Genomic DNA, 23,814 nt, shown 5'->3' on the forward strand with positions numbered 1-23,814 from the left:
GATCGCTGCCGCGATCGGCAACACGGTGGAGTGGTTCGATTTCGCTGTGTATGGCTACTTCGCGGAGTCGATTGGATCAGCCTTCTTCCCACAGGATTCACCCACCCTGCAATTTCTGAGCGCCTTCGGGGTGTTTGCCGCCGGCTACCTGATGCGCCCAATCGGGGGTCTGTTGCTCGGCCCCATCGGCGACCTCTTCGGACGGCGAATTCTGCTACTGCTGAGTGTGGCCATCATGGGCAGCTGCAGCCTCTTGATCGCGCTGCTGCCCACAACAGACCAGATCGGTCCCATCGCAGCCGTGTTGTTGGTGCTCCTGCGGATGATTCAAGGTCTTTCTGTTGGTGCGGAGTACTCGAGCTCAATCGCCTGGAGTGTGGAGACATCTCCCCAACAAGCGCGTGGATTTCTCGCCAGCGTGACTGCAGCTGGGGCCACCGTGGGCTTCATCTCCGGCTCGCTGGTGGCCACCGTGATTGATCACTTCATCCCGATCACCGCCATGAATGCAGGGGGCTGGAGAATCCCATTCGTCATCGGCTCTCTGCTGTCCCTGCTAGCCCTGATGCTGCGCAGATCGATTCAGGACAGCCGGCCTGCCGGGGCTTCGCGTTCGATTGCCGGTCAATGGCGTCAAGTGATTGCGGACTGGCCAGCCATGCTGCGCCTGATGGGAACCGTGGGGGTCGCAACGGCGGTGTTCTACGCCGTTGGGGTGTACTACGTCGACGAGGCATCCAGGCTTGATCCAAGCAATGCATCGCTTTACAACGGTATTAATACGGTCGTTCAGATCGCTGGACTTGGCATGGCGCTCCTGGCAGGGCGCTGTGCCGATCGCTTTTCTCCCCTTCCTCTGGTGCGGCGCTCGCTGCTGATCAGCGTGGTGTTGATGATTCCTGGCCTGCTGATCCTCGCCAAAGGAGGAACGATTCACTTTGCGATCGGCCAGGCCATGGTTCTGCTTCCAATCTTTTTCTATTCCGGGGTGACTCCACTGCTTCACCCGCTGTTCTTCCCTGGGGGGTCGCGATGTGCAGCTTTCTCCTTTTCTTACAGCCTGGTGGTGGCCGTCATCGGAGGCACCGCACCGCTGATCTCCACCTGGCTGAAGGATCTCAGGGGCTGGCCCAACGGCCTCATTTTCTATTTGCTGATTCTGGCGATTCCTGCGTTCTGGGCCTGGTCGACAGGCCCCCGGCATTTACGCTTCGAGGAACAGGACTGAACAAGCTGCGTGGCCAAGGAACTCACCCATCGCGCCGATGAACTGGCTGCTCTCGGTTGGTCAGCGGAAGACGTAAACCGCTACGCCGAGCTGTGGGACTACAGGCAGCGCTGGGGTGCGATGAACCTCGAACGGGAAGACCGTCTGTTTTTGCGCAAGGCAGAAGCAGCGCTCCCAGAACTTGTCACTGGCAAGGCCGCGGCGAAGAAAAGCACCAAAGACAAGTCGTACTACCGCTGGCTTGCTTTCCATCTGGATGCCATGACAGCGTCGGAGGCACAGATGTCCCTTTCCGAAGGAGCCAGGGGGGCATGGCCGATCCTGCTCGAGGAGGAACTGCGGCTTCTTGACCACTATCAGCCCGTCCTTGGCCTGCCCGACACCCTGAAAGCCAAGGCCTTCGATGCATTCCGTGAGCTGATGGCTGAGCAGGCCGCTGCGCTGCCGGAGGAGAGCATGCAGATGGGCCGTTACGACTTCCAGAACGCTCTGCTTGAACTCAAGGAGAAAGAGAACAGCAAATGGCGCCACCTGCGCGAGCGCAGTGGGGAGCAGCCCTATCCGATTCTGTTGCAGGGTTCTGTCGACAACTTCCGCGCCGACGTGCGCAGTCAGTTCACCCCCCTGCTGCGTGAGACTCTTCCGTCGCTCAAGGACAGCGACAAGCCGGAACCAAGCGAAGATTGAGTCGGGGCAGCACCGCCTGTGGCTAAAACTGGAGAAAGACAGCAGTGACGTCGTGACGGATCAGCGATTCGAAACTCTCCAGCTCCATGCAGGTCAGGTTCCAGATCCCACTACGAACTCCAGGGCGGTTCCGATCTATCAGACCAGTTCCTACGTGTTCAACGACGCCGAGCACGGCGCCAATCTCTTCGGCCTGAAGGAATTCGGGAACATCTACACCCGGTTGATGAATCCCACCACCGACGTGTTCGAGAAGCGGGTGGCCGCACTGGAAGGGGGAGTCGCTGCCCTGGCGACCGCTTCAGGTCAGTCCGCTCAGTTTCTGGCCATCACCAACTGCATGCAGGCTGGAGATAATTTTGTCTCTACATCGTTTCTCTACGGAGGCACCTACAACCAGTTCAAAGTCCAGTTCCCTCGCTTGGGAATCAATGTGAAGTTCGCCGAAGGGGATGACGTCGACAGCTTTGCAGCACAGATCGACGAGAACACGAAGGCGATCTATGTGGAAGCCATGGGCAATCCACGCTTCAACATCCCCGATTTTGAGGGACTTTCAGCCCTTGCACGGCAAAACAACATCCCCCTGATCGTGGACAACACGCTCGGGGCTTGCGGTGCTCTGCTTCGGCCCATTGAGCATGGCGCGGATGTTGTGGTGGAAAGCGCCACCAAGTGGATCGGTGGCCATGGCACCAGCCTTGGCGGCGTGATTGTGGATGCCGGCACCTTCAACTGGGGCAACGGCAAGTTCCCTCTGATGAGCCAGCCGAGCGCCGCTTATCACGGACTCATCCACTGGGACGCCTTCGGCTTCGGCAGTGACATCTGCAAGATGCTGGGTCTCCCTGACAACCGCAACATCGCCTTTGCCCTGAGGGCACGTGTGGAGGGACTGCGGGACTGGGGGCCTGCAGTCAGCCCCTTCAACAGCTTTCTGCTTCTCCAGGGGCTCGAAACGCTGAGTTTGCGTGTGGAGCGCCATGCACAGAACGCCATGGCCCTTGCCTCTTGGTTGCAAGCCCATCCCCAGGTCTCGGACGTCAGCTATCCCGGACTGCCCGGTGATCCATACCATCCAGCGGCAAAGAAATACCTCACCGGTCGCGGCATGGGCTGCATGCTGATGTTCTCGCTCAAGGGCGGCTACGACGATGCTGTTCGTTTCATCAACAGCCTGAAACTGGCCAGTCATCTGGCCAACGTTGGCGACGCAAAGACCCTGGTGATCCATCCAGCTTCAACAACCCACCAACAGCTCAGCGAAAGTGAACAGGCTTCAGCCGGAGTCACCCCCACCATGGTGCGGGTCTCGGTGGGTTTGGAACACATCGACGACATCAAGGCTGACTTCGATCAGGCCCTTGCATCAGGTGATTGATGGAGAGGCGTAGCTGAATGGCGCTGATCCTCCCCCCCAACTATCACAAGATCACAGCGGTTGAACGCAACCGAATCTCATGGATCGAACCAAAGGAAGCTGAACGACAGGACATTCGTCCTTTGCGCATCGGCATTCTGAACATCATGCCGCTGGGAAAGCAGTATGAATTCAATCTGTTGCACCCCCTCGGTCTCTCAGTGCTCCAGATCGAGCCAATCTGGATCCGACTGCAAACCCATGCTTACAAAAGCTGGGACCAGTCCCATCTCAACGACCTGTATGTGAGCTGGGAGGAAGCCCTCTCCCAGGGACCTCTCGACGGTTTGATCATCACAGGTGCACCTGTGGAACATCTGGCCTTTGAGGATGTCACCTACTGGAAAGAATTGGTCGCCGTGGTCGAGGAGGCGCGCCAAACCTGCGCTAGCACTCTTGGGCTCTGCTGGGCCGGATTTGCTCTGGCCTATCTGGCCGGTGTGAACAAGACGGCTTTCAAGCGCAAGTTGTTCGGGGTCTATCCCCTGCGCAGCCTTGTTCCAGGTCACTCATTGATGGGAACGCAAGATGATCAATTCCTCTGTCCCCAGAGCCGCCATGCCGGCTTGCCCGACGCAGCCATGGAATCAGCACAACGGCAGGGACGGCTGCGCCTGCTCGCCCACGGTGAATCCGTCGGTTACACCATTTTCGAAACCCCGGATCAGAGGCAGCTGATGCATCTCGGCCATCCCGAATACAACGTCGGCCGGATCATTGCCGAGATGGAGAGGGACAAAGCCCGTGGCGACGTACCACCGCCTGAAAATTTCAATGCCGACCATCCCAGAACGCTGTGGCGATCCCATCGCAATTTGCTGTTCCAGCAGTGGCTCTGGTTTTGCTACCAGCGCGTTTCACTGCAGGGATAAGCAGCCTTTGAGCCTTCTGATGCATCCACTTGATCTCTATGACCAATGGCGACGACGCTTGCTTCGTTGGCTTCCTGTTCGCCAATCCTTTGACCGCTCTCCCGATGCTGTAGCGCCCCATGGCTCTGAGGATTGGTTGTTGGAGCCCATCGATGCCGAGGAAGCCTGTCGACTCTTTCCGCACCTTGAAAAGCAACGCGCTGTTGTGCAATATCAGAAGCTGCGTTTGCAGATGCGAGAGCAGGACGGGCGCGGGTTTTAAAGCGAAACCGTTTCTTTGGGTGACTGTTGGGCTTCCTTCGGTTTCGCCGCAGCCCGGTTTAACTCACGCTCCAGTGCTTCCACCCGCCGCTCGCGCAGGCAATGCCGACAGCCCCCTGTGGTTTGCAGATGCTTTTCGGGAGTAATGGTGATGGGCTGAACAGGATGCTTGCGGCAGCGGATTTTTATCGGGCTCTTGTAGCTGCGCCACTGGATCTCCGAATAATCGAAACGATCGCCGAAGCGCTGCTTCGCCCGCTCCAGAAAGAGTTCGAGGGTAATCCGTGCTGCCATGGCGGCAATCTATGGACGAATGGATTCAACGTTGCTCTGCTGTTATCCGTCTTCACGTCGACACCATGAATTGGTCCCTTCACTCCCGCTGGCTTCCGCCAGATCGTTCTCAGGAATGGATGGAGCGCTGCAATCGGGAAATCAACTGGGAGCAGACGGATGTCAGGGTTTACGGCCGATGGCACAAGGTGCCAAGACTCACCGCATTCCTGGCGGAACGGTCAGTGACCTACCGCTACAGCGGTGCCCTTCACCACGGAACTGGCTGGCCGCAGTGGTTCCTGCCTCTGCTCGAGACCATCTCAAGCCAATGCAACGCCCCATTCAACGGGTGCTTGTTCAATTGGTATCGAAACGGCGAAGACCGAATGGGCTGGCACGCCGATGACGAACCTGAGATCGACGCATCCTTTCCGATCGCCTCACTCTCGCTTGGAGCAACACGCGATCTTCACTTTCGCCATCGAGAAACGGGGCAGCGACACAATCTTCCCCTCTGCGATGGCGACTTGTTGCTGATGGATCCTGCATGCCAAAGCCTTTGGATGCACGCACTGCCAACGCGACGCAAGATCACAACGCCGCGATTGAATCTCACCTTTCGTGTTTTCAGAACAAACGATTGAGAACGAAACTCCAGAGAGGGACGCTGACCAAGGCAATGAGCGTGCTGCGCAGGATCAACTGGGCGGATGCGGAGGGATCGCATTGCTCAGATTCCGCCATCAACAACACGGAGATCGCTGTTGGAGCCGCTGCCTGAAGCACCAAGGCTTTCTTGGCAAGGAGGGACAGGGGCAGGGGCAGACAGATCAACAACATCAGAAGAGGAAACAGCAACAGCTTGCACACCAGAGGAGCGTGCAAACCGCTTGGCGACGTCGCGCGCGCGCGCGCTGCAATGCTTCCCAAGCGCATCCCCACCACAGCAAGTGCCAAAACGATCACCACCCGCGAAGGCAACCAAAGGCCTGCACTGATGACGTCATGCCATGGCGTGGCCATCACGATCAGAGCACCGATCAACCCCCGCGTCGCAGGGCTCGCCATGAGGTGACTGGCCAGTGCCCTCCAGTGGTCACCATGACCGTGATGGTTGCTCTGGTGCAACCAGAGAGGGCCCAGTCCCCAAGCCAGGAGCGTGGCTCCGACGTCGTAGCCGATGCTGACTGGAAGCGCCTCGGCTGGAAGCAATGCCAAAGCAGCGGGAATGCCGAAGTAGGCCGTATTGCCGATGCAACTGGCCAACTGTTGATCAGGCATGGCCAAGGCATCAGTGATGAAGCGGCAGCCCCGCAACAGAACCAGCATGAGCCCGATCGCTGTCACGGACAGCAACGCCATCAACAGAAGAGAGCGGTTGAGCCCACCGTGAAGGAGCAGCCCCATCAAGCTCACGGGAACGCCGTACCGCACCAAAGGTGTGGCCAGGGGAGTGATCCATTGCGGACGCCAACGGCCGATCAGAGCTCCGACCAACAGGCAGGGAACCATCTCCCAGAGCAGCCTCAGCACTGTGCACCTCCAGCAAGAACCAACCCGAACACCTGGCCCTGTGCCAAAATTCTCACCGTCCTTGCTTGACCGGCAGCATGACCGTGGCTGCGCCGTCCTGTTTGATCCAACAGCATCTCCTGCAACTCAGCACTGCGCTGATGGAACGCTGTGAGCAGCTGCAACTGCATCTGTCCGAACAGATCGACCAACTGCCCCTCGGCAATGAAAGCTGGCTGCAGACGGAGCGTGAGCTGGTCGCCGCTGAACGCGCTCTGGATCGCCTGCATCATGCGTCTCAGTGGGCCATCTGATTGAGAAAACGTTGAGAGCGTTCTTCCTTGGCATGGGTGAAGAACGTTTCGGCATCGGTTAGCTCAACAACCCGTCCTCCATCCATAAACAACACTCGGTCGGCCACCTCACGGGCGAAGCCGAGTTCATGGGTGACCACCACCATCGTCATTCCATCGTCAGCCAGTTGACGCATGGCATCGAGAACCTCTTTCACCCGTTCAGGGTCCAGGGCACTGGTGGGCTCATCGAACAGCATCAACTCTGGATCCAAGGCCAAAGCCCTGGCAATGGCGACGCGTTGCTGCTGTCCACCACTGAGCTGAGCTGGATACTTCAAGGCCTGATCGGCGATTCCCATCTGGTCGAGCAACGCGTGCGCTCGGCGTTCTGCCATGGGCTTTGGGACCGACTTCACTTGAATCGGCGCCAAGGTGATGTTCTGAAGAATGGTGAGGTGGGGAAACAGATTGAACTGCTGAAACACCATGCCCACACGACGACGGATTCGGCGGATCTGACGCTCGTCGTGATCGCAATCAAGGGGGATGCCCACCACATCCAGGGAACCGGAATCAATCGATTCCAAACCGTTAAACGTGCGAATGAGCGTGCTCTTCCCTGAGCCCGAAGGCCCCATCACCACGAGAACCTCGCCATGGCGAACGCTGAGACTGACATCATCGAGAGCGCGAGTCCCGGCAGCAAAGCTCTTGGTGACGGACTCTGCGCGAACAGCAACAGTCATGAACGGCGGGTTGCAATGAGATTGGAAGGGTCTTGGCGCTCAAACTGGCGCGCCATCAGTGCCATCGCTGTGCAGAGCAACCAATACAGGGCTGCCAACCAGACATAGACCTCAAGGTGCCGACCGATGTAAGCCGGATTGGCGAGCAAACTCTGGCTGATGCCCAGCAATTCCACTAAACCGAGAATCGCCATCAAGCTGGTGTTCTGAAGCAGTCCCACCGCCTGGTTGGTGAGTGCAGGGACGGCGATGCGTAGAGCCTGGGGAAGAATCACTAAGCGTTGAATCTGCCAGGGGCCAAGTCCGAGAGCTGCTGCTGCCTCGCTCTGCGTTGGCGGCACCGCCTGCAACCCCCCTCTCACATCCTCCGCCACATAGGCAGCTGCAAACAAGCCAAAGGCCACAACGGCACGCAGCAAACGGTTGATCTCAATCTGAACAGGAAGAAACAGCGGCAACAAAAGCTGGCCAAAAAAGAGAACAGCAATCAACGGAACAGCACGCATCCCGTCGATGTAAATCTTGGAGAGTTGGCGCGCTGTGGTCAGCTCGCTGCAGCGCCCTAGGGCGAGAAGAACACCGAGTGGAAGCGCGATCACTCCACTGAATACGGTCAGCAAAAGCGTCAGCACAAGGCCTCCCCAGAGACGGGAGGGCACGGGATCCAGCACACCACCACCAGCCAGAAGCCAGAGCCCGAGGGGCATCATCAACAACCAGCTCCAGGACAGGATCGTGCTGTTGAGGCCGATCCCTCGTCGCAGGAGTAGAGGCTGGGCCAACGTGAAGAGCGTGAGCAGCAGCAGCGAACCAAGCCAAAGAATTGGCCTCCATCGCGACGCCTCCGGGTAGCTGCCAATCGCAAAGAGCGGCAGATTCCCCGAAACCACCGACCAGTCTGCTCGCTGCACAAGCCAGAAGCCTGTTGACCAGAGAGCCCAGGCGATGAGTGCCAGGAGAACGACACTGAAACAACTTTGCAAGGGATGGCGACGAAAATGACGCAACCCAGCGCGAAGGGACGACGACCTCGTCAAATCTCAGACACCAGGCTGATTGGACGGAGACCGGAACAAATTCAGCGCTGAAAGGAACAGGGCGACACCGAAAAGGGTTCCAAGGGCCCAGAGGCTGTCGGAGGGCCACTCAAGAACCAACAGCAAACCCAAAATGGAGGTGACAACACCATCCACAACCGTCAAACCAGCCGCAGCTCCAGGGGTCGTCGCACCTGAGGCTAGTTCCATGACCCCTTCAATCAGAAGCAGAACACCTGCAAACAGCGTGAGGCTGATTTCACTTTCGATCGGATCGAGCAGGATGAATACGGCGCCTCCGATGTACAGAAGCGCAGACAGCACACGGAAGAGCTTGGCCTGTGTGGAGGCCTCAGAACCCAGACGAAGAAACTGTCCGATCCCAGCGGCGAAAGCAATGCCTCCGATGCCAATGGTCAGCAGCGTGGCGGAAACAAAGGGGAGAAGAATGGCAGCAACAGCCGCAACAACGAGAAGTACAGCAGCAATACGGCGTGAGGTCATGGCTCCAACCAGGGTCGCCGAATGTTAAGTGCGTTGACCCTTGTTGAGCACAGCGTGATTGAGGATCTGCATGCTTCCGTTGATCAGCAGGTTGAGCAGAAGAAAGCTCAACAACAAGAGCAGAAAGCCTTCGATGGCACGTCCGGTCTGGGTGATGGCCGTATCACTGACGGCATAAAGATCGGCGTAGCCCACCGCGATCGACAAGGTGCTGTTCTTGGCGAGGTTGAGGTATTGGCTGCTGAGAGCCGGGAGAATGGCTGGAAGGGCCTGAGGCAGAACCACACTTTTTAGCCCAAGCCCCTCACCGATTCCCAGGCTGCGAAACGCTTCCCACTGTCCCCGCGGCACGGCATCCAACCCCCCACGCACCACCTCAGCGATGGAAGCTCCAGTAAACACACTGAGCCCAACCAAAACAGCGGCAAATTCAACGCTGAGATTGAGACCCATCACGTTGATGGACTGGTTGGAAATCCGGATCAGTGCCCCAAGCGGAGCGAGCGGTTCGGATGGCAGACCCAGAAAAGCCACGAAATACCAAAAGAGCAGTTGCAGAAGCAGAGGGATCTGACGAATGAGCCCCACATAAAGACCAGCGAGCGCGCTGAACAGTGGGTTGTTGCTGCGAGAAGCAGCGCCTGCCACAACGCCCAGCACCGTGGCCAGAGCAATGCTGCAGGCGATCACCCGAAGACTGTTCAACCAGCCCATCAAGAGGGCCCAGGCCATGCTGTCGCTGGGTTGGAACGGCAGAAGATGCTCACTAATCGCAAATCCCGCTGGCCTGCTGAGCCAACGGAAACTCAACCCCAACCCTGTACGGATCAGATTGACGGTGAGGTTGTTGATCAGAATTCCAGCCAGCGTGAGCACGGCCGCCAACAGAAGAACCTGGATCCACCAGCGTTGACGCCGCGTCATTGGAATGGCGGAGCAATCAAGACACCACCGTCTCGGTGCAGCTGATTGAGTCCTCGCGGGATGGGCACAGCACTCTGCGGACCGAGATGGCGGTTATAAATCTCGCCGTAATTGCCGGTGGCCTTCAACACACTGACCACAAAATCATTCGGAAGACCCAGTTTGGATCCAAGCTCTCCCTCAACCCCCAAGAAACGCCTTAACGCTGTTTTGCTGGGATCGTTGATGGCCTCCTGAAGCTTGGCATCCACATTGTTTTGCGTGATCCCCATCTCCTCAGCGGTCACCAGGGCATACACAACCCAGCGCATGGCATCAGCCAGGCGCTGATCTCCACCGGAGGAGAGGGGAGCCAAGGGCTCTTTGCTGAGCACCTCAGGCAGGATTTGATGATTGCCCGGCTGTTCAAAGCCAGAGCGCGCTGAGGCCAGTTGCGAGCGGTCGGAAGTCATCGCTGCGCAACGTTTCTGCAAGTATCCCGCCACAAGCTGATTCAGATCCTGATATTTGACTGGCTTGTAAGGAATTCCCTTGGCCTGAAATACATCGTTGAGGTTCTGTTCTGTTGTGGTTCCAGAACCAACACAGATTGTTTGATTTCTGAGGTCCTCGAGCCTTTTGATGCCGGAATCCCGGCGTACCAGAAGACCCTGACCATCGTGAAAAACAACTGGGGCAAACGCAACGCCATTTCCCCCCGATGCATCACGGCTGAGATTGAAGGTGGTGTTCCTTGAAAGAAGATCAATTTCACCCGTTCTCAAAGCCGTGAAACGCTCAGGAGCCGTCAAAGGTCTGTACTCAACCTTATTGGCATCTCCCACAAAAGCCGCCGCAAAGGCTTTGCACATGTCCACATCCAAACCTGCATAGCGACCCTCTCGGTCGAGAAAACTGAATCCAGGAATTTTGCCGCTGACACCACAACGCAACTCCCCCCGTTGGCGAACCAGATCCAGGCGGGAAGCGCCCCCTTCTCCGAGCGTGGCACAAGCCTGCAAGCCGACCAGCAAGACTCCGAATGAAAGACAAAAACCCTGCTTCATGAAGACGCCCTGAGCCAGAGCCAGTGTGTCAGAGGTTGCACACAACGATGGCTGTGATTGCAAATCCCAACTGAAAGCAGATTGAATGAGCGCATCTTTTCATTCAATGGAATGCTCCGATCCCATCGGGGATCAGTTGCGGCAGTGATCCTTGGGGTCTGCCTCAGTGTTTCGCCCACTGCCGCCTGGGCCTGGGAGATGGGAGATCGCCAGGCCTACAACAACAAGATGGCCATTCTCAAGGTCATTCTCGAAAGTGCAAGGGAGCGAGCCATTGCCAGCGATGACCTTGAGACGATGTGTCTCATCATGAGCATCGGCAATGATGTAACCGAAACCTATTTGCGGGTTCGTGCTGACGACGCCTTGATCCAGAAGCGGCTCAAGGGCATGCGCAACGACCTCACCGCTTGCCTGGCACTGCTCTACAACCGTCGATGATCCTTCAGCCGTGGGAGGCTTCAGGTTGAGCACCGATACGCTCAAACAGGTCAAGGCTTTCGTTGTTGAGCCCCACCACTTCAACCTCTGAGCCACCTTGCCTGAGTTTCCTGATCAGCTGATTGAGTGCTCCCACACCGCTCTGGTCCCAGATGTGCGCTGAAGACATATCGATGATGATCTTTGCCGGGTGATCATGCACATCAAAGCCTTGAAGGAAATAGATCTTGCTCACAAAAAACAGCTGCCCCGTCACCACATAACGACGCAGATCTGGAGCCACATCCACCGGCTCCACGCGAATCACCTTGGCAACCTTTCTGCTGAAGAGAATGCCCGCCAGCGCCACTCCCGCCAACACACCCAGAGCCAGGTTGTGGGGGGTGGTGAGCATGGTCACAGCAAAGGTCATCAGCATCACGGCCGTATCGCTTTTGGGGATGGAGCGGATCCTGCGCAGGCCCGCCACATCAGCGGTACTGACAGCGATGCTGATCATCACGGCCACCAGCGCAGCCATCGGAATCTGCTGGAGCCAGGGTCTGGCCAGCAGGATCATCGCCAACAGGCTGATTCCTGAAAACAGCGTGGACAGTCGCGTTCGCCCTCCGTTGTCGATATTCATCACGGACTGCCCCACTAGAGCGCACCCCGCCATACCGCCAAAAAGCGACGACGCGATGTTGGCAATGCCTTGCCCCCGTGCTTCCACGTTCTTATTGGAGTTGCTGTCGGTGCGGTCATCCAAGATGTCCTGGGTGAGGAAGGTCTCCATCAGCCCCACCAGTGAAATGGCCAGGGCTGTGGGCAACACAATTCCCAGGGTTTCCAGGCTGAAGGGCACTTTCATGGTCTCCGGCGAACCGAAGGGCCAGCTCGGCATCGGCAGTCCTGTTGGCAGATCACCGAGGCTGCTAACGGTCGGGATACCGAAATTGTCCGCCAGGTTGAACACCACGGAAATGACCGTCAGCACAACAATCGCCACCAGCTGAGACGGCAAGACCCGCGTCAGCCGCGGCAGGCCGTAGATGATCACCAGACCCAGCAAAACCAGTCCCCAGATGATCGGCAGCTGCAATCCGCTGAACACCACGTCATGGGCATGATCAGCCGCCTTGGTTTCGCCGAAATGAAGATTGATGCCTAGTTGAGGCAACTGCGCCTGAAAGATCAGCAGGGCCAGAGCGTTGACGAAACCGCTCAACACAGCCAGCGGCACAAAGCGCATCTGATAAGCGAGCCGCATCCACCCCCAGAGGATCTGCAGAATGCCGGTCACCACGCCGGCAACCAGGAGATAAGCCAGGCCAAGGCCGGGTCCTCGTGCTTCGCCGGTCGCCACAAGCCCCGTCATCAAAAGAGCTGTGGAGCCCGTGGCGGACGTGATCATTGCCGAACGTCCACCCACGAAGGCGATGGTGATCGACAGGCAGAAGGCTCCAAACAAACCAACCTGAGGATCAACGCCTGCAATCCCGGAGAAGGCAATGGCTTCGGGAATCATGGCGAAAGCCACCACCAAACCGGAAAGAAGCTCCTTGCTGGGGTTACCGATGAAGGACTCCAACCGCAGCGCTGCGGGTCCGCTAGCCATAAATCAATCAGTACGTTCGGCGACCGTATCTCAAAGCGGGCACAGCCGCTGATCAGGATCAATCTCGGCCTTCAGGCGCTGTAGCGATGGCAACCAGGATCCGAATGCATCGCTCAACTCCTGGGCATGACCGGGAAGATGGTCATGGATCTGAGCGAGATGAACCCCGGGATTGAGGGCCCGCAACGCCGTGCTCACGCAATCCATCCAATCCAGAGCCCGCGCACGACCCTGCAGATCACCCGGTGCCCAGGCTGCGGTGATCCAGGGTTTCCACTCAGCGTTGCGATGGATGAATGATGTCGACGCTGGGGACACAGTCCTGGTTGCCCCACCCAGTTGCTGAGCGCTGATTCGGCAGGACGGATGGGGTCGTCGCAGCATCCACTCGCGCAGACAATCCACAACGGCCTCGGCGTGTTCACCCCAACGCCCTCCAAGCCGGCCAAGCACCTCACAGTGGGATGGCAAAGGGGCGTGATCACTGGTCAGCCTCCCGAAACCGGGCTGTGACAGCTGATCCGCGCAGCGTTCAGCGGCTTGCTCCGCCAAGGCCCCAAACCAATGGTCTGAGCCTCCATCGGCACCACTCTGCACGGCGTAAATCTCGAGTTGGTCACCCCAAGACCATTGGAGGCTGGCAGAGGAGGGCCATTCCTCAGCTGCTCGAATCCAATTCGGCAAGGCCTCAATAGCAATGCGCTGCTGCAGAACAGCAAGCGGCTCGATGGGGTGTGTCCTGAGCTCCACAGCTGTCACAACAGCCAGGAAAGGAGCGGCACCAAGCAGGCCCCTCCAGCAACACGCGGTGTGTTGATCACCGATGGTGTCATCACGGTGAATGTTGAACGGTTCACCATTGCCCCAAACCCCTTCAATCCGCTGGATGTGATCCATCGCCAGCCCTTGGGATCGGCTCAGGGGGCCCATGCCTCCTGTCAGGAGAAATCCAGAACCGGGTAAACCCGACAGCCCGATCGGCAGAGCGCGTTGCTCGCTGCGCAGGCCTTCGAGGACTTCAGCCATGGTCAATCCTGTTCCGATCCTCACCTCAGAAGCCCCCTCCTGGTAGCAGAACTCCCGGTAACGCTGTTTCAGATCAAGCGTCCAAAGTCCATCACCGGCACAACGACTGCTGGTGCCCCCTGAACTCACAAGCAGCGGAGTGGCATGCAGAGAATGCCCCAACACAGCTGACAGAAGCTCAGGGCCAAGATTGAGTCGTCCTTCCGACCGTGCATCCTTCGCCAAAGCATTCATGACCTCACTCCTCCAGGGACGAATAGGTTCGGTAGAGATGCCGACTCAGTGTGACCCTGGCGATAGATGCTTGTTCGGATCGGAAACATGGTGTTCTGATCTGCGGTCATGGGAGCCGGAACCGTCTCGCGGTTGAGGAATTTGAAGGCCTTGCCCGTGGATTGAAGGCCAGAATTCCCGACCTTCCCGTGGAGTACGGCTTTCTTGAATTTGCCCAGCCCATTCTCCGTGAAGCACTCGATCGCCTTCGGGCCCAGGGAGTTGAAAAGGTTCTGGCCATCCCAGCCATGCTCTTCGCTGCTGGGCACGCCAAAAACGACATCCCATCAGTTCTCAACACCTACAGCGCTGAAACGGGTCTGGAGATCGATTACGGACGGGAGCTGGGCGTTGATCGTTTGATGATTGCGGCAGCAGGCGCTCGCATTCGCGAGGCGCTCATGGCGGCGGAACCCTGCCCAGCAGCCGACACCCTGCTGGTGGTGGTGGGACGGGGATCATCGGATCCCGACGCCAATTCAAATGTGTCCAAAGTGACGCGGATGCTGGTGGAGGGCTTCGGCTTCGGTTGGGGTGAAACCGTGTATTCCGGCGTCACGTTTCCTTTGGTGGATCCTGGGCTGCGACACGTTGTGAAACTCGGGTTCAAACGCATCGTTGTCTTCCCCTATTTCTTGTTTTCGGGCGTGCTGGTGAGCCGTATTCGTCAACACACCCATGGTGTTGCCAATGACCATCCCAACGTCGAATTCATTGACGCTCCCTACCTCGGTGACCACAGCTACGTGCTGGACACGTTCCTTGAACGGGTGAACGAAGTGCTTGGAGGAGAAGCGGCCATGAACTGCTCGCTCTGCAAGTACAGAGCCCAAGTGCTGGGTTTCGAGCAGGAAGTGGGCTTGGAGCAGGCCAGTCACCACCACCATGTTGAGGGCCTTACTGAAGCCTGCAATCTGTGTGAGAGGGAGTGCACTGGCGCTTGCCAGCCTGATGGCGTCCCGATTCCGCTCGGCGGCGCTCATCACCACGACCACGACCACGGCCATGACCACGGCCACAGCCATGGGCATGAGCATGGACACCACCATCCCTATCCCCACGCAGAGCACCCCCTCGGCCCCAGCACACTGCGAGCCAGCTCACAAAAAGACACAACTGAGCCCAAAAGCTGAAGCAATTGAGACAAATTCCCATGCTCAGTCGTCTCTGTCTCAATGCGTCGCAAAAGACACGCAATCATTAGAGGGACTGATCAATGCCAGCGCCTGTGGAAAGAGCGGTCCCTTTTCCACAGGTTTGAGGCTGTTTTCCACGGCAAAGCCGCAAACGTTTAAGCGTTCACGGTGTGCCTGTGAATCATTCGGGTTCAAGCGCCAGGCGGTTGACAACTGAATCGTCGGCAGCCAAGAGGGGCACAACCTTCACAGAGCGCTGCCGGGAAGCAGGCAGGACCATGAGTCTCAATCAAGATCAGGATTCGATGGCATTCAGAAAGGCGCTTTGACGACAGGGGGTGAACTGTGGCTTCCTATCGGTGACTGAACACGCCTGAAAGGCTTGATGGACAGGAATCATCTCGAACGTTGCATCGACGCACAACCACCCAGCAGCGAGTCCGAATCGCCCTACGTGAGCCTTGAAGCAGAGATCCCTGAGGTTCTCTACGAAGGCATGAAGACGTTCATTGGCTCCAATCCCTCCTGGGACCAATACCAGGTGATGAGTTCAGCCTTGGCCCAGTTCCTCTTCCAGAACGGATGCTCGGAGAAAGCTGTGACGCAGCGGTACCTCGATGATCTCTTCAGCCGCAGTCGTTCGCAGGCCTGAGAGCCTCCAGGCAGGCACGACGGGTCACCGCCATCATCGTGAGTGTGGGGCTTTGCCACGCGGATGAAGGCCAGCAGGCTCCATCCACCACGAGCACATTCCTGCAGCGCCAGAGACGGTTGTAAGGGTCAACAACACTCGTGTCTTCACAAAGACCCATGGGTGCTCCGCCCACTTCATGGATGTAGTAACCCGGAGGCGGGGCGTCGTCTTGAACAGCGAGAGCGCCGCGAACGAAGGGTTCAACAAACGGAAAATGCAGCAAATCAGGGAGTGATGCGGGGGTTCCACCTGCCACACCGATGCAGTCCAAGATCGTGTCTTGCATGTGTGTCACCATCGCCTTTTCGTTAGCCCCCCAGCGGCAGCTGATCATGGGCATCGGCACCCCGAGCGGATCACAGCGATCAGACAATGTGACGCGATTGGTCTTGGAGGCCAACACCTCGCCATGGCCGATCAAAAACCCCAGGCGTTGATCCGGTTGCCGCTTGAGCCACCAGGGTGGATCAAAGCGATTGATCGCACCCCAGAGTCCATAGCCCCGTAGGAATGAGCGCCCCTTGCAATGGGCAGGATCATTGCCGAAAGGAAGAAAAAAGCTTCCCGCCCCGGACAGCACACTCGATGGATCGCGCTCCTGCATCGCCGTCCGCCCGGAGAGCGATGGCACTGAAAAGAAGCGGCAGCAAGACACATGATCCATCAGGCCTTGACCCAGCAAGCCAGAGGAATCATGGAAACCGCGGGAATTGTGGCTGTGCTCCGATTGCAGAAGCAACCGGAGGCTTGCGATGGTGGACGCGCACACCACGATCAGCTCAGCTTCGAGCAGGCGCTGTTCGCCACTGGAGCGGTCCACCACAACGACGGCTCTGGCTTTGTCCTGCCCGGGATGCAGCAGCAAATTCACAGCCATACAACCGCTGAGCACTTCCACCCGGCCTGTGGCCAGGGCTCGCCGCAGCGTTGAACCATTACTGCTGGACATGGGCCAGCGCGATGCGGAACCTGGAGGGCTGGCGGCAAAACCACGGGAGTGAATCAATGCAACATCCCGATCTCGAAGCAGGAGATTGCGGAAATGCTCTTCCTCCGGAAGAAAAGGCAAAGGCGACTCCAGTTGGCCATCGGGAAGATGCTGAAGACCGTCTCGGTTCCCTTTCACCTGAAACAAGCGCTCAAGAGCGCTGTAGTGAGGGTCGAGATCGCCGTGACCAATCGGCCAGCTTTGTCCGTACCCATCGAATTCAGCAGCCTTGAAGTCAAAGTCAGACAGGCGAAGGGTGATGCCTCCCCAGGTCAGGCTGCGGCCTCCCACCTGACGGCCCTGGGTCCAAAGAAAGGGTTGGTCCGCTGGCGTGCAGTAGGGATCTTGATATTCATCGGCGTACAGGGCCGGATTTTGCTTCCAGTACCCGGGATGTTGGGCTTGCCTTTGATGCCGGCCACTGAGCAGACCCTCCGCTCGACGCAGACTGTTCGCCGGTTCTGATCCGCGTGCCTGTTCAGGAGACCGGTCAGGGCCTGCTTCCACAACAAGCACGCGCACTCCTGCTTCGGCAAGGGTCATCGCAGCCACTCCCCCGGTGGCTCCGGAACCGATCACGATGGCCTCGAACGGATGGTGCGGCATTCGGTGAGAAGCAAACCATTTCTGGTCGCTTGATCGTTAGAAAAAAAACAGGGTTTGCGATTTTGGCTTCAACAACAAGCTGTACAAACGCTCTCCCTCGTGCAGAGACAATCGCACCACAATCGCAAGAAAGCAATAAAAAAACCCCACGACTGCGGGGCTTTTTGAAATTGGTGGCGGGGGGGAGATTTGAACTCCCGACCTTCGGGTTATGAGCCCGACGAGCTACCAGACTGCTCTACCCCGCGGTGACTCAATCACTATACAACTTGGTGTCGAACGACACCACGAATGTGATCGATCAACGCAGTTCCCCCTCCACCGCAAGGTGCACGCCAGGGTTGAGAACCAGCAATTGCTCTTCGAGCTCCTGAAGACCTGCTGGCGTGAGCCAATCCAATTGGCGCAACACGTGCAAAGCAACAGCTTGCTTGGCACGACGGGCTCCATCCACAACTTTGATGGCAACGCCGAGGCCGTCTCCTGTTCGGCTGAGGCACTGAACACCCTCGGCACCTCCCTTGCTGATGACCTGATTGTGGGAACGGCGCATCAGCTCGGTGTCGAAACGGCCCTCACCAGCCACAAGTTCGGGATGCGCCAGCATGGCGCGGCTGATTTGCTCCATTTCTGCATGGGTTGAGGCGCCCAGATGGGCATAGAGCAGGCCGATTTGAGCGAGTTGAAGCCTGAGGGTTGGCGCTCCACAGTCGTCCCGTTCTGCCACAAGCTCTTCCGCAGGCAAACCGAGCAGCTCAGCGACACGACGGTTGACTTCCTGCTGGACGGGATGATCGCCACGCAGGTAGGTGTCGAGAGGCCAACCCATCTTCTTGGCCGTGATTAAAAATCCGGCATGTTTCCCGGAACAGTTGTGTTCGAGAGGACTGCGAGCCCCAACGGGGATTGGGCATTGCAGATGGTCGCTCTCCAACTCGGCATTCCACAACAGCCGGAACGCCTCCCGAGCATGGGACGGGGTACCGGCATGAGAGGCACAGCTGATCGCGATTCCCCGCTCTCCACAGCTGTAAGCCTCCGATGCTCCACTGCTGAGCAGGGGCAACGCCTGAAAGGGCTTGAGCGCTGAACGCACGAATGTTTCATGGTCTGGCTCTCCGGCTCTCATCAGCACACGGCCGCGGCTGTCACAGACCACCACATGAACCCGATGACTGGATTCAATCGATGCACCTCGCCTGAGCTGCACGTTCAAAGGAGGGATGACGGGTGCGCGTGCTGAACCTCTGTATCCGGATGGAAGCGGCATAAAGAGACGAGTTCCCTCGAATTCAGAGAGCTTGACAGATGCTGGCGCCCCCGAGCATCAAGCCGGTGACCAGGGCCATGGCCCGAGCGAGGCGACCGAGAATTGGACGCACTTCGTGTTGAGCAAGCAGGAGATCACGCTCCCGCCAGGACAGAGGCTTCTCCCACACCTGACCGTCGTACCAGCCTGACTCTTCATATTCAACTTGCTCTGACAGCAAGCGTTTGTGCACATAACTCCATCCCAGCCATTGGCGCACCAACAGCAACATCGGCAAGACGAGTGCAGCAACACCCCCTGCCAAACAAAGCCGGATTGGATCGTGACGCAGAGTCCAGCTGCCACTCGCGACTAGAACGCTCACCGGTGAGATCAACAACCAGCTGATCAGAAGGGCCCGATCGAGATCATTCTGAGACTGGCATGGCCAAGTAAAAAACCAAGACCGGGTGAGCTCTGTGAATTCCTCCTGAGGACGCTGCTCAGGAGGCACAGGGCAGGACACGCTAGAGACCATTCCAGGACTCAGTCCTTTGAGGGATTTGAGGCTAAGTGGGGGCGACGCTGGCCGTGGCTCCAGAACGCCTCCAGGTCGTAATAACGGCGCTCGGTTGGCTGAAGAACATGAACAATCACCTCTCCGTAATCCAACAGGGCCCAACGTCCTTCGTTGATGCCCTCCTTGCGGAGCGGGAGGCGCTGCGCTTCGTCTTCGAGCCGATCTTCAACAGATCGGGCGATGGCGCGCACCTGAACATCGCTTTGCCCACCTGCAATCACCATCCAGTCGGCAAGGCTGGACACTTCATCAACGCGGATGAGCTGGATATCCACAGCCTTGCGGTCATCACAGGCCTCGGCTGCCAGTTCAGCCAGTTGCTCACTATCCATAGACGTTTTCACTCGTGACGGATTGACGGGACCCCTGCTGCTGAGCCATTTCAGCTCGAGCCTTGCTCGCACTCTTGCGCAGTGCCTCCAGGCGATCCTCGTAAAACCCCCTCTTCTTCTTTTTTCTGGTCTTCTCGACGAGATCCTTGAGGGCACCGCCGAGGCTTTTGTAGGCATTCGGAACGCTGTAACCGAAGCGGCAGGCGAGATCGATCGCACGCTCATCAGCAGCGATTGCATCACGCAAGCGCTTTTCAGCGTTGTTTTTGAGGTAGAGCCGGTATCCGGCAAATCCGGACAAGCCCAGGGCCATCACCAGCAACAACCCGTCTTGAACCCAGAGTTCACCGATGGCACCCCCGAGACCGATGGCAAGAGCAGCCATCTCCCAACCATCACGGGGAATGGTGTCGTTCTGAATCCGGCCCACCTCATGCCAGAAGAGCAAGTTGCGGTAGTCCAGCGCCAGGCTGTCCCAGGCATCGAGGTCAACCTGGATTTCCACTTCGTCGCGACCGATTTCCTCCAGCGTGATCAGAGCGGGATCCACCGCAGCAGCAGCCTCAACGAACACCCAGCTCTGCATCTCGGGGGGCAGCAGCCCCTTCAGGCGCTGGAGTTCGCTCATGATTGTCGTTGTTTCTCCTGACCCTCAAAGTTAGCGACTCGAGCGCACTAGGTGCCGGAATCTCAGCCTTGCCCATGGGCTGCGTGGGAGACTCATAAGGTTTGGCCAGTCACCATCTATGCCCAGGCGGAACGATCTGCAGCGCATTCTTCTGCTGGGTTCCGGGCCGATCGTGATTGGCCAGGCCTGTGAATTCGACTACTCAGGAACCCAGGCCTGCAAGGCCCTGAGAGCGGAAGGTTACGAAGTTGTTTTAGTCAATTCGAATCCCGCTTCGATCATGACCGATCCGGAAATGGCGGATCGGACCTACGTGGAACCTCTCACCCCTGAGGTCGTCACACGGGTGATCGAACGGGAGAGGCCGGATGCACTGCTTCCAACCATGGGGGGGCAGACAGCACTGAACTTGGCTGTTGCACTGGCAGAGAACGGCACGCTTGAGCGTTTCGGCATCGAGTTAATCGGTGCTGACCTCAAGGCCATCCGCAAAGCGGAGGATCGCCAGCTGTTCAAACAGGCGATGGAACGCATCGGCGTGAAGGTCTGCCCTTCAGGGATCGCATCCTCGATGGATGAAGCCAAGGCTGTGGGCGACTCCATCGGCTCATTCCCTCGCATCATTCGTCCGGCCTTCACGCTGGGAGGCAGCGGAGGAGGGATTGCCTACAACCCAGAGGAGTTTGATGCCATCTGCAAGAGCGGCCTTGATGCAAGCCCGGTTTCGCAAATTCTGATTGAGAAGTCACTGATCGGCTGGAAGGAGTTCGAACTCGAGGTGATGCGCGATCTCGCCGACAACGTCGTGATTGTGTGCAGCATCGAGAACCTCGATCCGATGGGAGTGCACACGGGGGACTCGATCACCGTGGCCCCCGCCCAGACGCTGACGGATCGGGAATACCAACGTCTCCGAGACCAGTCGATCGCAATCATCCGCGAAATCGGCGTAGCAACGGGCGGCAGCAACATTCAGTTTGCGATCAATCCAGCCGACGGCGAGGTGGTGGTCATTGAGATGAACCCCCGCGTCAGCCGATCATCAGCACTGGCCAGCAAGGCCACGGGGTTCCCGATCGCGAAGATCGCCGCAAAGTTAGCCGTCGGATACACCCTCGACGAAATTCTCAACGACATCACAGGCAAGACACCGGCCTGCTTTGAGCCAACGATCGACTACGTCGTTACCAAAGTCCCCCGCTTCGCCTTTGAGAAGTTCCGCGGATCGCCAGCTGTTCTGACCACAGCGATGAAATCCGTTGGCGAGGCCATGGCGATCGGACGATCGTTTGAGGAATCCTTCCAGAAAGCGCTGCGCTCCCTCGAGACAGGCCTTTCTGGTTGGGGAGGTGATCGACCGGAACCAACCGTTCAACCCGCTGAACTTGAGCGGTCCCTGCGCACTCCCTCCCCCGAGCGAATTCTCAGTGTGCGTGCCGCGATGATTGCCGGGCGGAGCGATACCGAGATCCATGCTCTCAGCAACATCGACCCCTGGTTCCTCGCCAAACTTCGCCAACTCATCGATGCTGAGAAACGACTCCTGCACGGCAAGCGTCTGGATCAGCTCTCAGGCGATGCCCTGCTCGAGTTGAAACAACTCGGTTTCTCTGATCGACAAATTGCCTGGCAGACCAGCAGCGATGAACTGGCAGTTCGCCAGCGGCGCAGCTCGCTCGCCGTTCTCCCCGTTTTCAAAACTGTCGACACCTGCGCTGCTGAATTCGCGTCCTCAACGCCTTATCACTACTCCACCTACGAAAGGCCCGTGGCTCAGATCACCGCCAGCGGAGATCTCACCATTCAGGCACCAGCTTCTGAAGTCACATCAGACCCGCGGCGCAAACTGATGATCCTTGGTGGTGGTCCGAACAGGATCGGCCAGGGCATCGAATTTGATTACTGCTGCTGTCATGCCTCCTTCTCCGCGCAGGCCCAGGGGTACTGCACCGTGATGGTGAACAGCAACCCGGAAACGGTTTCAACCGACTACGACAGCAGCGATCGTCTGTACTTCGAACCCCTCACTTTTGAGGATGTACTCAATGTGATTGAAGTCGAGCGGCCTGCAGGGGTGATCGTTCAATTCGGCGGTCAGACACCTCTCAAGCTTGCTCTTCCTCTTCTGAGATGGCTCAACACACCGGAGGGACAGTCCACCGGCACGCAAATTTGGGGAACAACGCCTGAATCGATCGATCTGGCCGAAGACCGTGAACAATTCGAAGCCATCTTGCGGCAGCTGGACATTCGTCAACCGCGCAATGGCCTGGCACGCAGTGAAGAGGAGGCCAGAACTGTTGCGGAAACGGTCGGCTACCCCGTGGTGGTTCGCCCTTCCTACGTTCTGGGCGGTCGCGCCATGGAGGTCGTCTACGACGAGCACGAACTCAATCGCTACATGAACGAAGCGGTTCAAGTTGAACCCGATCATCCAGTGCTCATCGACCAATACCTCCAAAACGCCATTGAGGTCGATGTGGATGCCCTGTGCGATCACGAGGGCACGGTCGTGATCGGGGGGCTGATGGAACATATCGAACCAGCAGGCATCCATTCCGGTGATTCAGCCTGCTGCCTCCCCTCCGTCTCCCTGGGGACTGAAGCGCTCAACACCATCAAAACCTGGACCAAAGCCCTGGCACTGCGTCTGAACGTGCGTGGACTGATCAATCTTCAGTTCGCCGTGCAACGAGCCGAAACCGGTACAGAAAAGGTGTTCATCATCGAAGCCAATCCGAGGGCGTCACGAACCGTTCCGTTCGTCGCCAAAGCGACGGGAGTGCCCCTTGCTCGCATTGCAACACGGCTGATGGCTGGAGAAAGTCTCAGCCGTGTTGGCGTGTTGGACGAACCATGTCCCCCCCTCCAAGCGGTCAAGGAAGCCGTTCTCCCCTTCAGACGTTTCCCAGGCGCAGACTCGCTTCTTGGCCCTGAGATGCGCTCCACAGGCGAAGTGATGGGCTGGGCTCCGAATTTCGGAATGGCTTACGCCAAGGCTGAGATCGCAGCGGGTGATGCTCTGCCCACGGAGGGGACGGTGTTTCTTTCAACGCACGATCGCGATAAACCGGCCTTGATACCGGTGGCAGAGCGTTTGATCGCACTTGGTTTTGAACTGATCGCCACCTCAGGGACCGCCCAGACCCTTGCCAAAGCAGGGCTGAAGGTCACCCCCGTCCTCAAAGTGCATGAAGGCAGGCCAAACATTGAAGACCAGATCCGCTCCGGAGGAGTTCAGTTGGTCATCAACACTCCCATTGGCCGCCAGGCAGCGCACGATGATCGCTATCTCAGGCGAGCCGCCCTCGACTATTCCGTGCCCACACTCACCACTCTTGCTGGTGCACGCTCTGCCGTTGAGGGGATCGAGGCACTGCAGTCCCATCAACTCGACATTCACGCCCTACAGGATGTTCATGCAGGGGGTGAGTCCCGGTAAGGTCACTGCAGCT

Annotated in this window: 25 protein-coding genes and 1 tRNA gene; 11 read left to right on the forward strand and 15 right to left on the reverse strand. The window is 58.0% G+C overall.

The window, feature by feature from the left end; genetic code table 11:
* From KQ296_RS03970 to KQ296_RS03990, 5 genes are all read left to right on the forward strand, one after another.
* Positions 1–1,228: MFS transporter (locus KQ296_RS03970; protein ID WP_259726359.1), on the forward strand; the 1,228-nt coding region annotated here is incomplete at its 5' end.
* A 9-nt stretch (positions 1,229–1,237) separates the two neighbouring features.
* A complete protein-coding gene (locus tag KQ296_RS03975) occupies positions 1,238–1,915 on the forward strand; it encodes a hypothetical protein (RefSeq protein ID WP_011933310.1) in 678 nt (225 codons plus the stop codon).
* A 52-nt stretch (positions 1,916–1,967) separates the two neighbouring features.
* Positions 1,968–3,296, forward strand: a complete 1,329-nt coding sequence (locus KQ296_RS03980) for an O-acetylhomoserine aminocarboxypropyltransferase/cysteine synthase family protein (protein ID WP_011933311.1) — start codon at positions 1,968–1,970, stop codon at positions 3,294–3,296.
* A gap of 17 nt (positions 3,297–3,313) precedes the next feature.
* Positions 3,314–4,207: a homoserine O-succinyltransferase gene (locus KQ296_RS03985; RefSeq protein ID WP_011933312.1), complete on the forward strand. Its 894-nt coding sequence runs from the start codon at positions 3,314–3,316 to the stop codon at positions 4,205–4,207.
* Positions 4,208–4,226: 19 nt separating this feature from the next.
* Complete coding sequence (locus KQ296_RS03990) at positions 4,227–4,469, forward strand: hypothetical protein (protein WP_011933313.1); 243 nt, start codon at positions 4,227–4,229, stop codon at positions 4,467–4,469.
* Here KQ296_RS03990 and KQ296_RS03995 read toward each other — a convergent pair.
* Positions 4,466–4,762, reverse strand: coding sequence for a hypothetical protein (locus tag KQ296_RS03995; RefSeq protein WP_011933314.1), 297 nt, complete (start codon positions 4,760–4,762; stop codon positions 4,466–4,468). The two genes, KQ296_RS03990 and KQ296_RS03995, sit on opposite strands and share 4 nt — an antisense overlap.
* A 65-nt stretch (positions 4,763–4,827) precedes the next feature.
* On the opposite strand from KQ296_RS03995, the gene KQ296_RS04000 reads away from it, so the two are divergent.
* Positions 4,828–5,388: an alpha-ketoglutarate-dependent dioxygenase AlkB gene (locus KQ296_RS04000; protein WP_041428524.1), complete on the forward strand. Its 561-nt coding sequence runs from the start codon at positions 4,828–4,830 to the stop codon at positions 5,386–5,388.
* On the opposite strand, the gene KQ296_RS04005 is transcribed toward KQ296_RS04000, so the two are convergent.
* Positions 5,372–6,256 carry an AEC family transporter gene (locus KQ296_RS04005; RefSeq protein ID WP_011933316.1) on the reverse strand — a complete coding sequence of 295 codons (885 nt, stop codon included), beginning with the start codon at positions 6,254–6,256 and terminating at the stop codon, positions 5,372–5,374. The genes KQ296_RS04000 and KQ296_RS04005 overlap by 17 nt on opposite strands.
* Positions 6,257–6,354: 98 nt before the next feature.
* Between KQ296_RS04005 and KQ296_RS04010 the strand changes: the two genes are divergently transcribed.
* Positions 6,355–6,570 (forward strand): hypothetical protein, encoded by a 216-nt coding sequence (locus KQ296_RS04010; RefSeq protein WP_011933317.1) that lies wholly within the window; start codon positions 6,355–6,357, stop codon positions 6,568–6,570.
* On the opposite strand, the gene KQ296_RS04015 is transcribed toward KQ296_RS04010, so the two are convergent.
* From KQ296_RS04015 to KQ296_RS04035, 5 genes are read right to left on the reverse strand one after another with little or no spacing between them, the layout of a single operon-like run.
* A complete protein-coding gene (locus tag KQ296_RS04015) occupies positions 6,555–7,298 on the reverse strand; it encodes an amino acid ABC transporter ATP-binding protein (RefSeq protein WP_011933318.1) in 744 nt (247 codons plus the stop codon). The two genes, KQ296_RS04010 and KQ296_RS04015, sit on opposite strands and share 16 nt — an antisense overlap.
* Positions 7,295–8,305 (reverse strand): amino acid ABC transporter permease, encoded by a 1,011-nt coding sequence (locus KQ296_RS04020; RefSeq protein ID WP_083833638.1) that lies wholly within the window; start codon positions 8,303–8,305, stop codon positions 7,295–7,297. The genes KQ296_RS04015 and KQ296_RS04020 overlap by 4 nt, the downstream gene beginning before the upstream one ends.
* 33 nt (positions 8,306–8,338) lie before the next feature.
* On the reverse strand, positions 8,339–8,839 hold the full coding sequence (locus KQ296_RS04025) for an HdeD family acid-resistance protein (RefSeq protein ID WP_011933320.1): 501 nt from the start codon (positions 8,837–8,839) through the stop codon (positions 8,339–8,341).
* A gap of 24 nt (positions 8,840–8,863) precedes the next feature.
* Complete coding sequence (locus KQ296_RS04030; RefSeq protein WP_011933321.1) at positions 8,864–9,763, reverse strand: ABC transporter permease subunit; 900 nt, start codon at positions 9,761–9,763, stop codon at positions 8,864–8,866.
* Entirely contained in the window at positions 9,760–10,809 is a 1,050-nt protein-coding gene (locus KQ296_RS04035) for an amino acid ABC transporter substrate-binding protein (protein WP_050815929.1), read from the reverse strand. Before KQ296_RS04035 ends, KQ296_RS04030 begins: the two co-directional genes overlap by 4 nt.
* Before the next feature lie 111 nt (positions 10,810–10,920).
* Between KQ296_RS04035 and KQ296_RS04040 the strand changes: the two genes are divergently transcribed.
* Positions 10,921–11,250, forward strand: coding sequence for a hypothetical protein (locus tag KQ296_RS04040; RefSeq protein ID WP_011933323.1), 330 nt, complete (start codon positions 10,921–10,923; stop codon positions 11,248–11,250).
* Between the two features lie 4 nt (positions 11,251–11,254).
* On the opposite strand, the gene KQ296_RS04045 is transcribed toward KQ296_RS04040, so the two are convergent.
* Both KQ296_RS04045 and KQ296_RS04050 read right to left on the reverse strand, forming a co-directional pair.
* On the reverse strand, positions 11,255–12,847 hold the full coding sequence (locus KQ296_RS04045; protein ID WP_011933324.1) for a SulP family inorganic anion transporter: 1,593 nt from the start codon (positions 12,845–12,847) through the stop codon (positions 11,255–11,257).
* A 30-nt stretch (positions 12,848–12,877) separates the two neighbouring features.
* Positions 12,878–14,107, reverse strand: coding sequence for an FAD-binding oxidoreductase (locus tag KQ296_RS04050; protein WP_011933325.1), 1,230 nt, complete (start codon positions 14,105–14,107; stop codon positions 12,878–12,880).
* 50 nt (positions 14,108–14,157) lie between these two features.
* On the opposite strand from KQ296_RS04050, the gene KQ296_RS04055 reads away from it, so the two are divergent.
* Together KQ296_RS04055 and KQ296_RS04060 are read left to right on the forward strand one after the other, a co-directional pair.
* Complete coding sequence (locus tag KQ296_RS04055) at positions 14,158–15,279, forward strand: sirohydrochlorin chelatase (RefSeq protein ID WP_011933326.1); 1,122 nt, start codon at positions 14,158–14,160, stop codon at positions 15,277–15,279.
* 388 nt (positions 15,280–15,667) lie between these two features.
* Entirely contained in the window at positions 15,668–15,934 is a 267-nt protein-coding gene (locus tag KQ296_RS04060; protein WP_011933327.1) for a DUF2811 domain-containing protein, read from the forward strand.
* Here the strand turns inward: KQ296_RS04060 and KQ296_RS04065 are convergent.
* The 6 genes from KQ296_RS04065 to KQ296_RS04090 all read right to left on the reverse strand — a co-directional run bounded on the left by KQ296_RS04065 (position 15,909) and on the right by KQ296_RS04090 (position 20,359).
* Positions 15,909–17,570, reverse strand: coding sequence for a GMC oxidoreductase (locus tag KQ296_RS04065; RefSeq protein WP_011933328.1), 1,662 nt, complete (start codon positions 17,568–17,570; stop codon positions 15,909–15,911). The two genes, KQ296_RS04060 and KQ296_RS04065, sit on opposite strands and share 26 nt — an antisense overlap.
* Before the next feature lie 171 nt (positions 17,571–17,741).
* Positions 17,742–17,818, reverse strand: a tRNA-Met gene (locus KQ296_RS04070).
* 53 nt (positions 17,819–17,871) lie between these two features.
* Positions 17,872–18,840, reverse strand: coding sequence for an asparaginase (locus KQ296_RS04075; protein WP_011933329.1), 969 nt, complete (start codon positions 18,838–18,840; stop codon positions 17,872–17,874).
* 22 nt (positions 18,841–18,862) lie between these two features.
* Entirely contained in the window at positions 18,863–19,357 is a 495-nt protein-coding gene (locus KQ296_RS04080; protein WP_011933330.1) for a CGLD27 family protein, read from the reverse strand.
* Between the two features lie 8 nt (positions 19,358–19,365).
* Positions 19,366–19,731, reverse strand: a complete 366-nt coding sequence (rsfS, locus tag KQ296_RS04085) for a ribosome silencing factor (RefSeq protein WP_011933331.1) — start codon at positions 19,729–19,731, stop codon at positions 19,366–19,368.
* Positions 19,724–20,359 (reverse strand): DUF3318 domain-containing protein, encoded by a 636-nt coding sequence (locus KQ296_RS04090; RefSeq protein WP_011933332.1) that lies wholly within the window; start codon positions 20,357–20,359, stop codon positions 19,724–19,726. Before KQ296_RS04090 ends, rsfS begins: the two co-directional genes overlap by 8 nt.
* A gap of 118 nt (positions 20,360–20,477) precedes the next feature.
* On the opposite strand from KQ296_RS04090, the gene carB reads away from it, so the two are divergent.
* Entirely contained in the window at positions 20,478–23,801 is a 3,324-nt protein-coding gene (carB, locus tag KQ296_RS04095) for a carbamoyl-phosphate synthase large subunit (RefSeq protein WP_011933333.1), read from the forward strand.
* Positions 23,802–23,814 lie beyond the last annotated feature (13 nt).

The sequence above is a fragment of the Synechococcus sp. CS-197 genome (genome assembly GCF_025128215.1).
In the GTDB taxonomy this organism is placed as follows: Bacteria; Cyanobacteriota; Cyanobacteriia; order PCC-6307; family Cyanobiaceae; genus Synechococcus_C.

Coding starts and splice junctions, on each gene's coding strand:
- KQ296_RS03985 (WP_011933312.1), top strand. CDS start 3,314: ATGGCGCTGATCCTCCCCCCCAACTATCACAAGATCACAGCGGTTGAA.
- KQ296_RS03990 (WP_011933313.1), top strand. CDS start 4,227: ATGCATCCACTTGATCTCTATGACCAATGGCGACGACGCTTGCTTCGT.
- KQ296_RS03995 (WP_011933314.1), bottom strand. CDS start 4,762: ATGGCAGCACGGATTACCCTCGAACTCTTTCTGGAGCGGGCGAAGCAG.
- KQ296_RS04000 (WP_041428524.1), top strand. CDS start 4,828: ATGAATTGGTCCCTTCACTCCCGCTGGCTTCCGCCAGATCGTTCTCAG.
- KQ296_RS04005 (WP_011933316.1), bottom strand. CDS start 6,256: ATGGTTCCCTGCCTGTTGGTCGGAGCTCTGATCGGCCGTTGGCGTCCG.
- KQ296_RS04010 (WP_011933317.1), top strand. CDS start 6,355: ATGACCGTGGCTGCGCCGTCCTGTTTGATCCAACAGCATCTCCTGCAA.
- KQ296_RS04015 (WP_011933318.1), bottom strand. CDS start 7,298: ATGACTGTTGCTGTTCGCGCAGAGTCCGTCACCAAGAGCTTTGCTGCC.
- KQ296_RS04025 (WP_011933320.1), bottom strand. CDS start 8,839: ATGACCTCACGCCGTATTGCTGCTGTACTTCTCGTTGTTGCGGCTGTT.
- KQ296_RS04030 (WP_011933321.1), bottom strand. CDS start 9,763: ATGACGCGGCGTCAACGCTGGTGGATCCAGGTTCTTCTGTTGGCGGCC.
- KQ296_RS04035 (WP_050815929.1), bottom strand. CDS start 10,809: ATGAAGCAGGGTTTTTGTCTTTCATTCGGAGTCTTGCTGGTCGGCTTG.
- KQ296_RS04040 (WP_011933323.1), top strand. CDS start 10,921: ATGCTCCGATCCCATCGGGGATCAGTTGCGGCAGTGATCCTTGGGGTC.
- KQ296_RS04045 (WP_011933324.1), bottom strand. CDS start 12,847: ATGGCTAGCGGACCCGCAGCGCTGCGGTTGGAGTCCTTCATCGGTAAC.
- KQ296_RS04050 (WP_011933325.1), bottom strand. CDS start 14,107: ATGAATGCTTTGGCGAAGGATGCACGGTCGGAAGGACGACTCAATCTT.
- KQ296_RS04060 (WP_011933327.1), top strand. CDS start 15,668: ATGGACAGGAATCATCTCGAACGTTGCATCGACGCACAACCACCCAGC.
- KQ296_RS04065 (WP_011933328.1), bottom strand. CDS start 17,570: ATGCCGCACCATCCGTTCGAGGCCATCGTGATCGGTTCCGGAGCCACC.
- KQ296_RS04075 (WP_011933329.1), bottom strand. CDS start 18,840: ATGCCGCTTCCATCCGGATACAGAGGTTCAGCACGCGCACCCGTCATC.
- KQ296_RS04080 (WP_011933330.1), bottom strand. CDS start 19,357: ATGGTCTCTAGCGTGTCCTGCCCTGTGCCTCCTGAGCAGCGTCCTCAG.
- rsfS (WP_011933331.1), bottom strand. CDS start 19,731: ATGGATAGTGAGCAACTGGCTGAACTGGCAGCCGAGGCCTGTGATGAC.
- KQ296_RS04090 (WP_011933332.1), bottom strand. CDS start 20,359: ATGAGCGAACTCCAGCGCCTGAAGGGGCTGCTGCCCCCCGAGATGCAG.
- carB (WP_011933333.1), top strand. CDS start 20,478: ATGCCCAGGCGGAACGATCTGCAGCGCATTCTTCTGCTGGGTTCCGGG.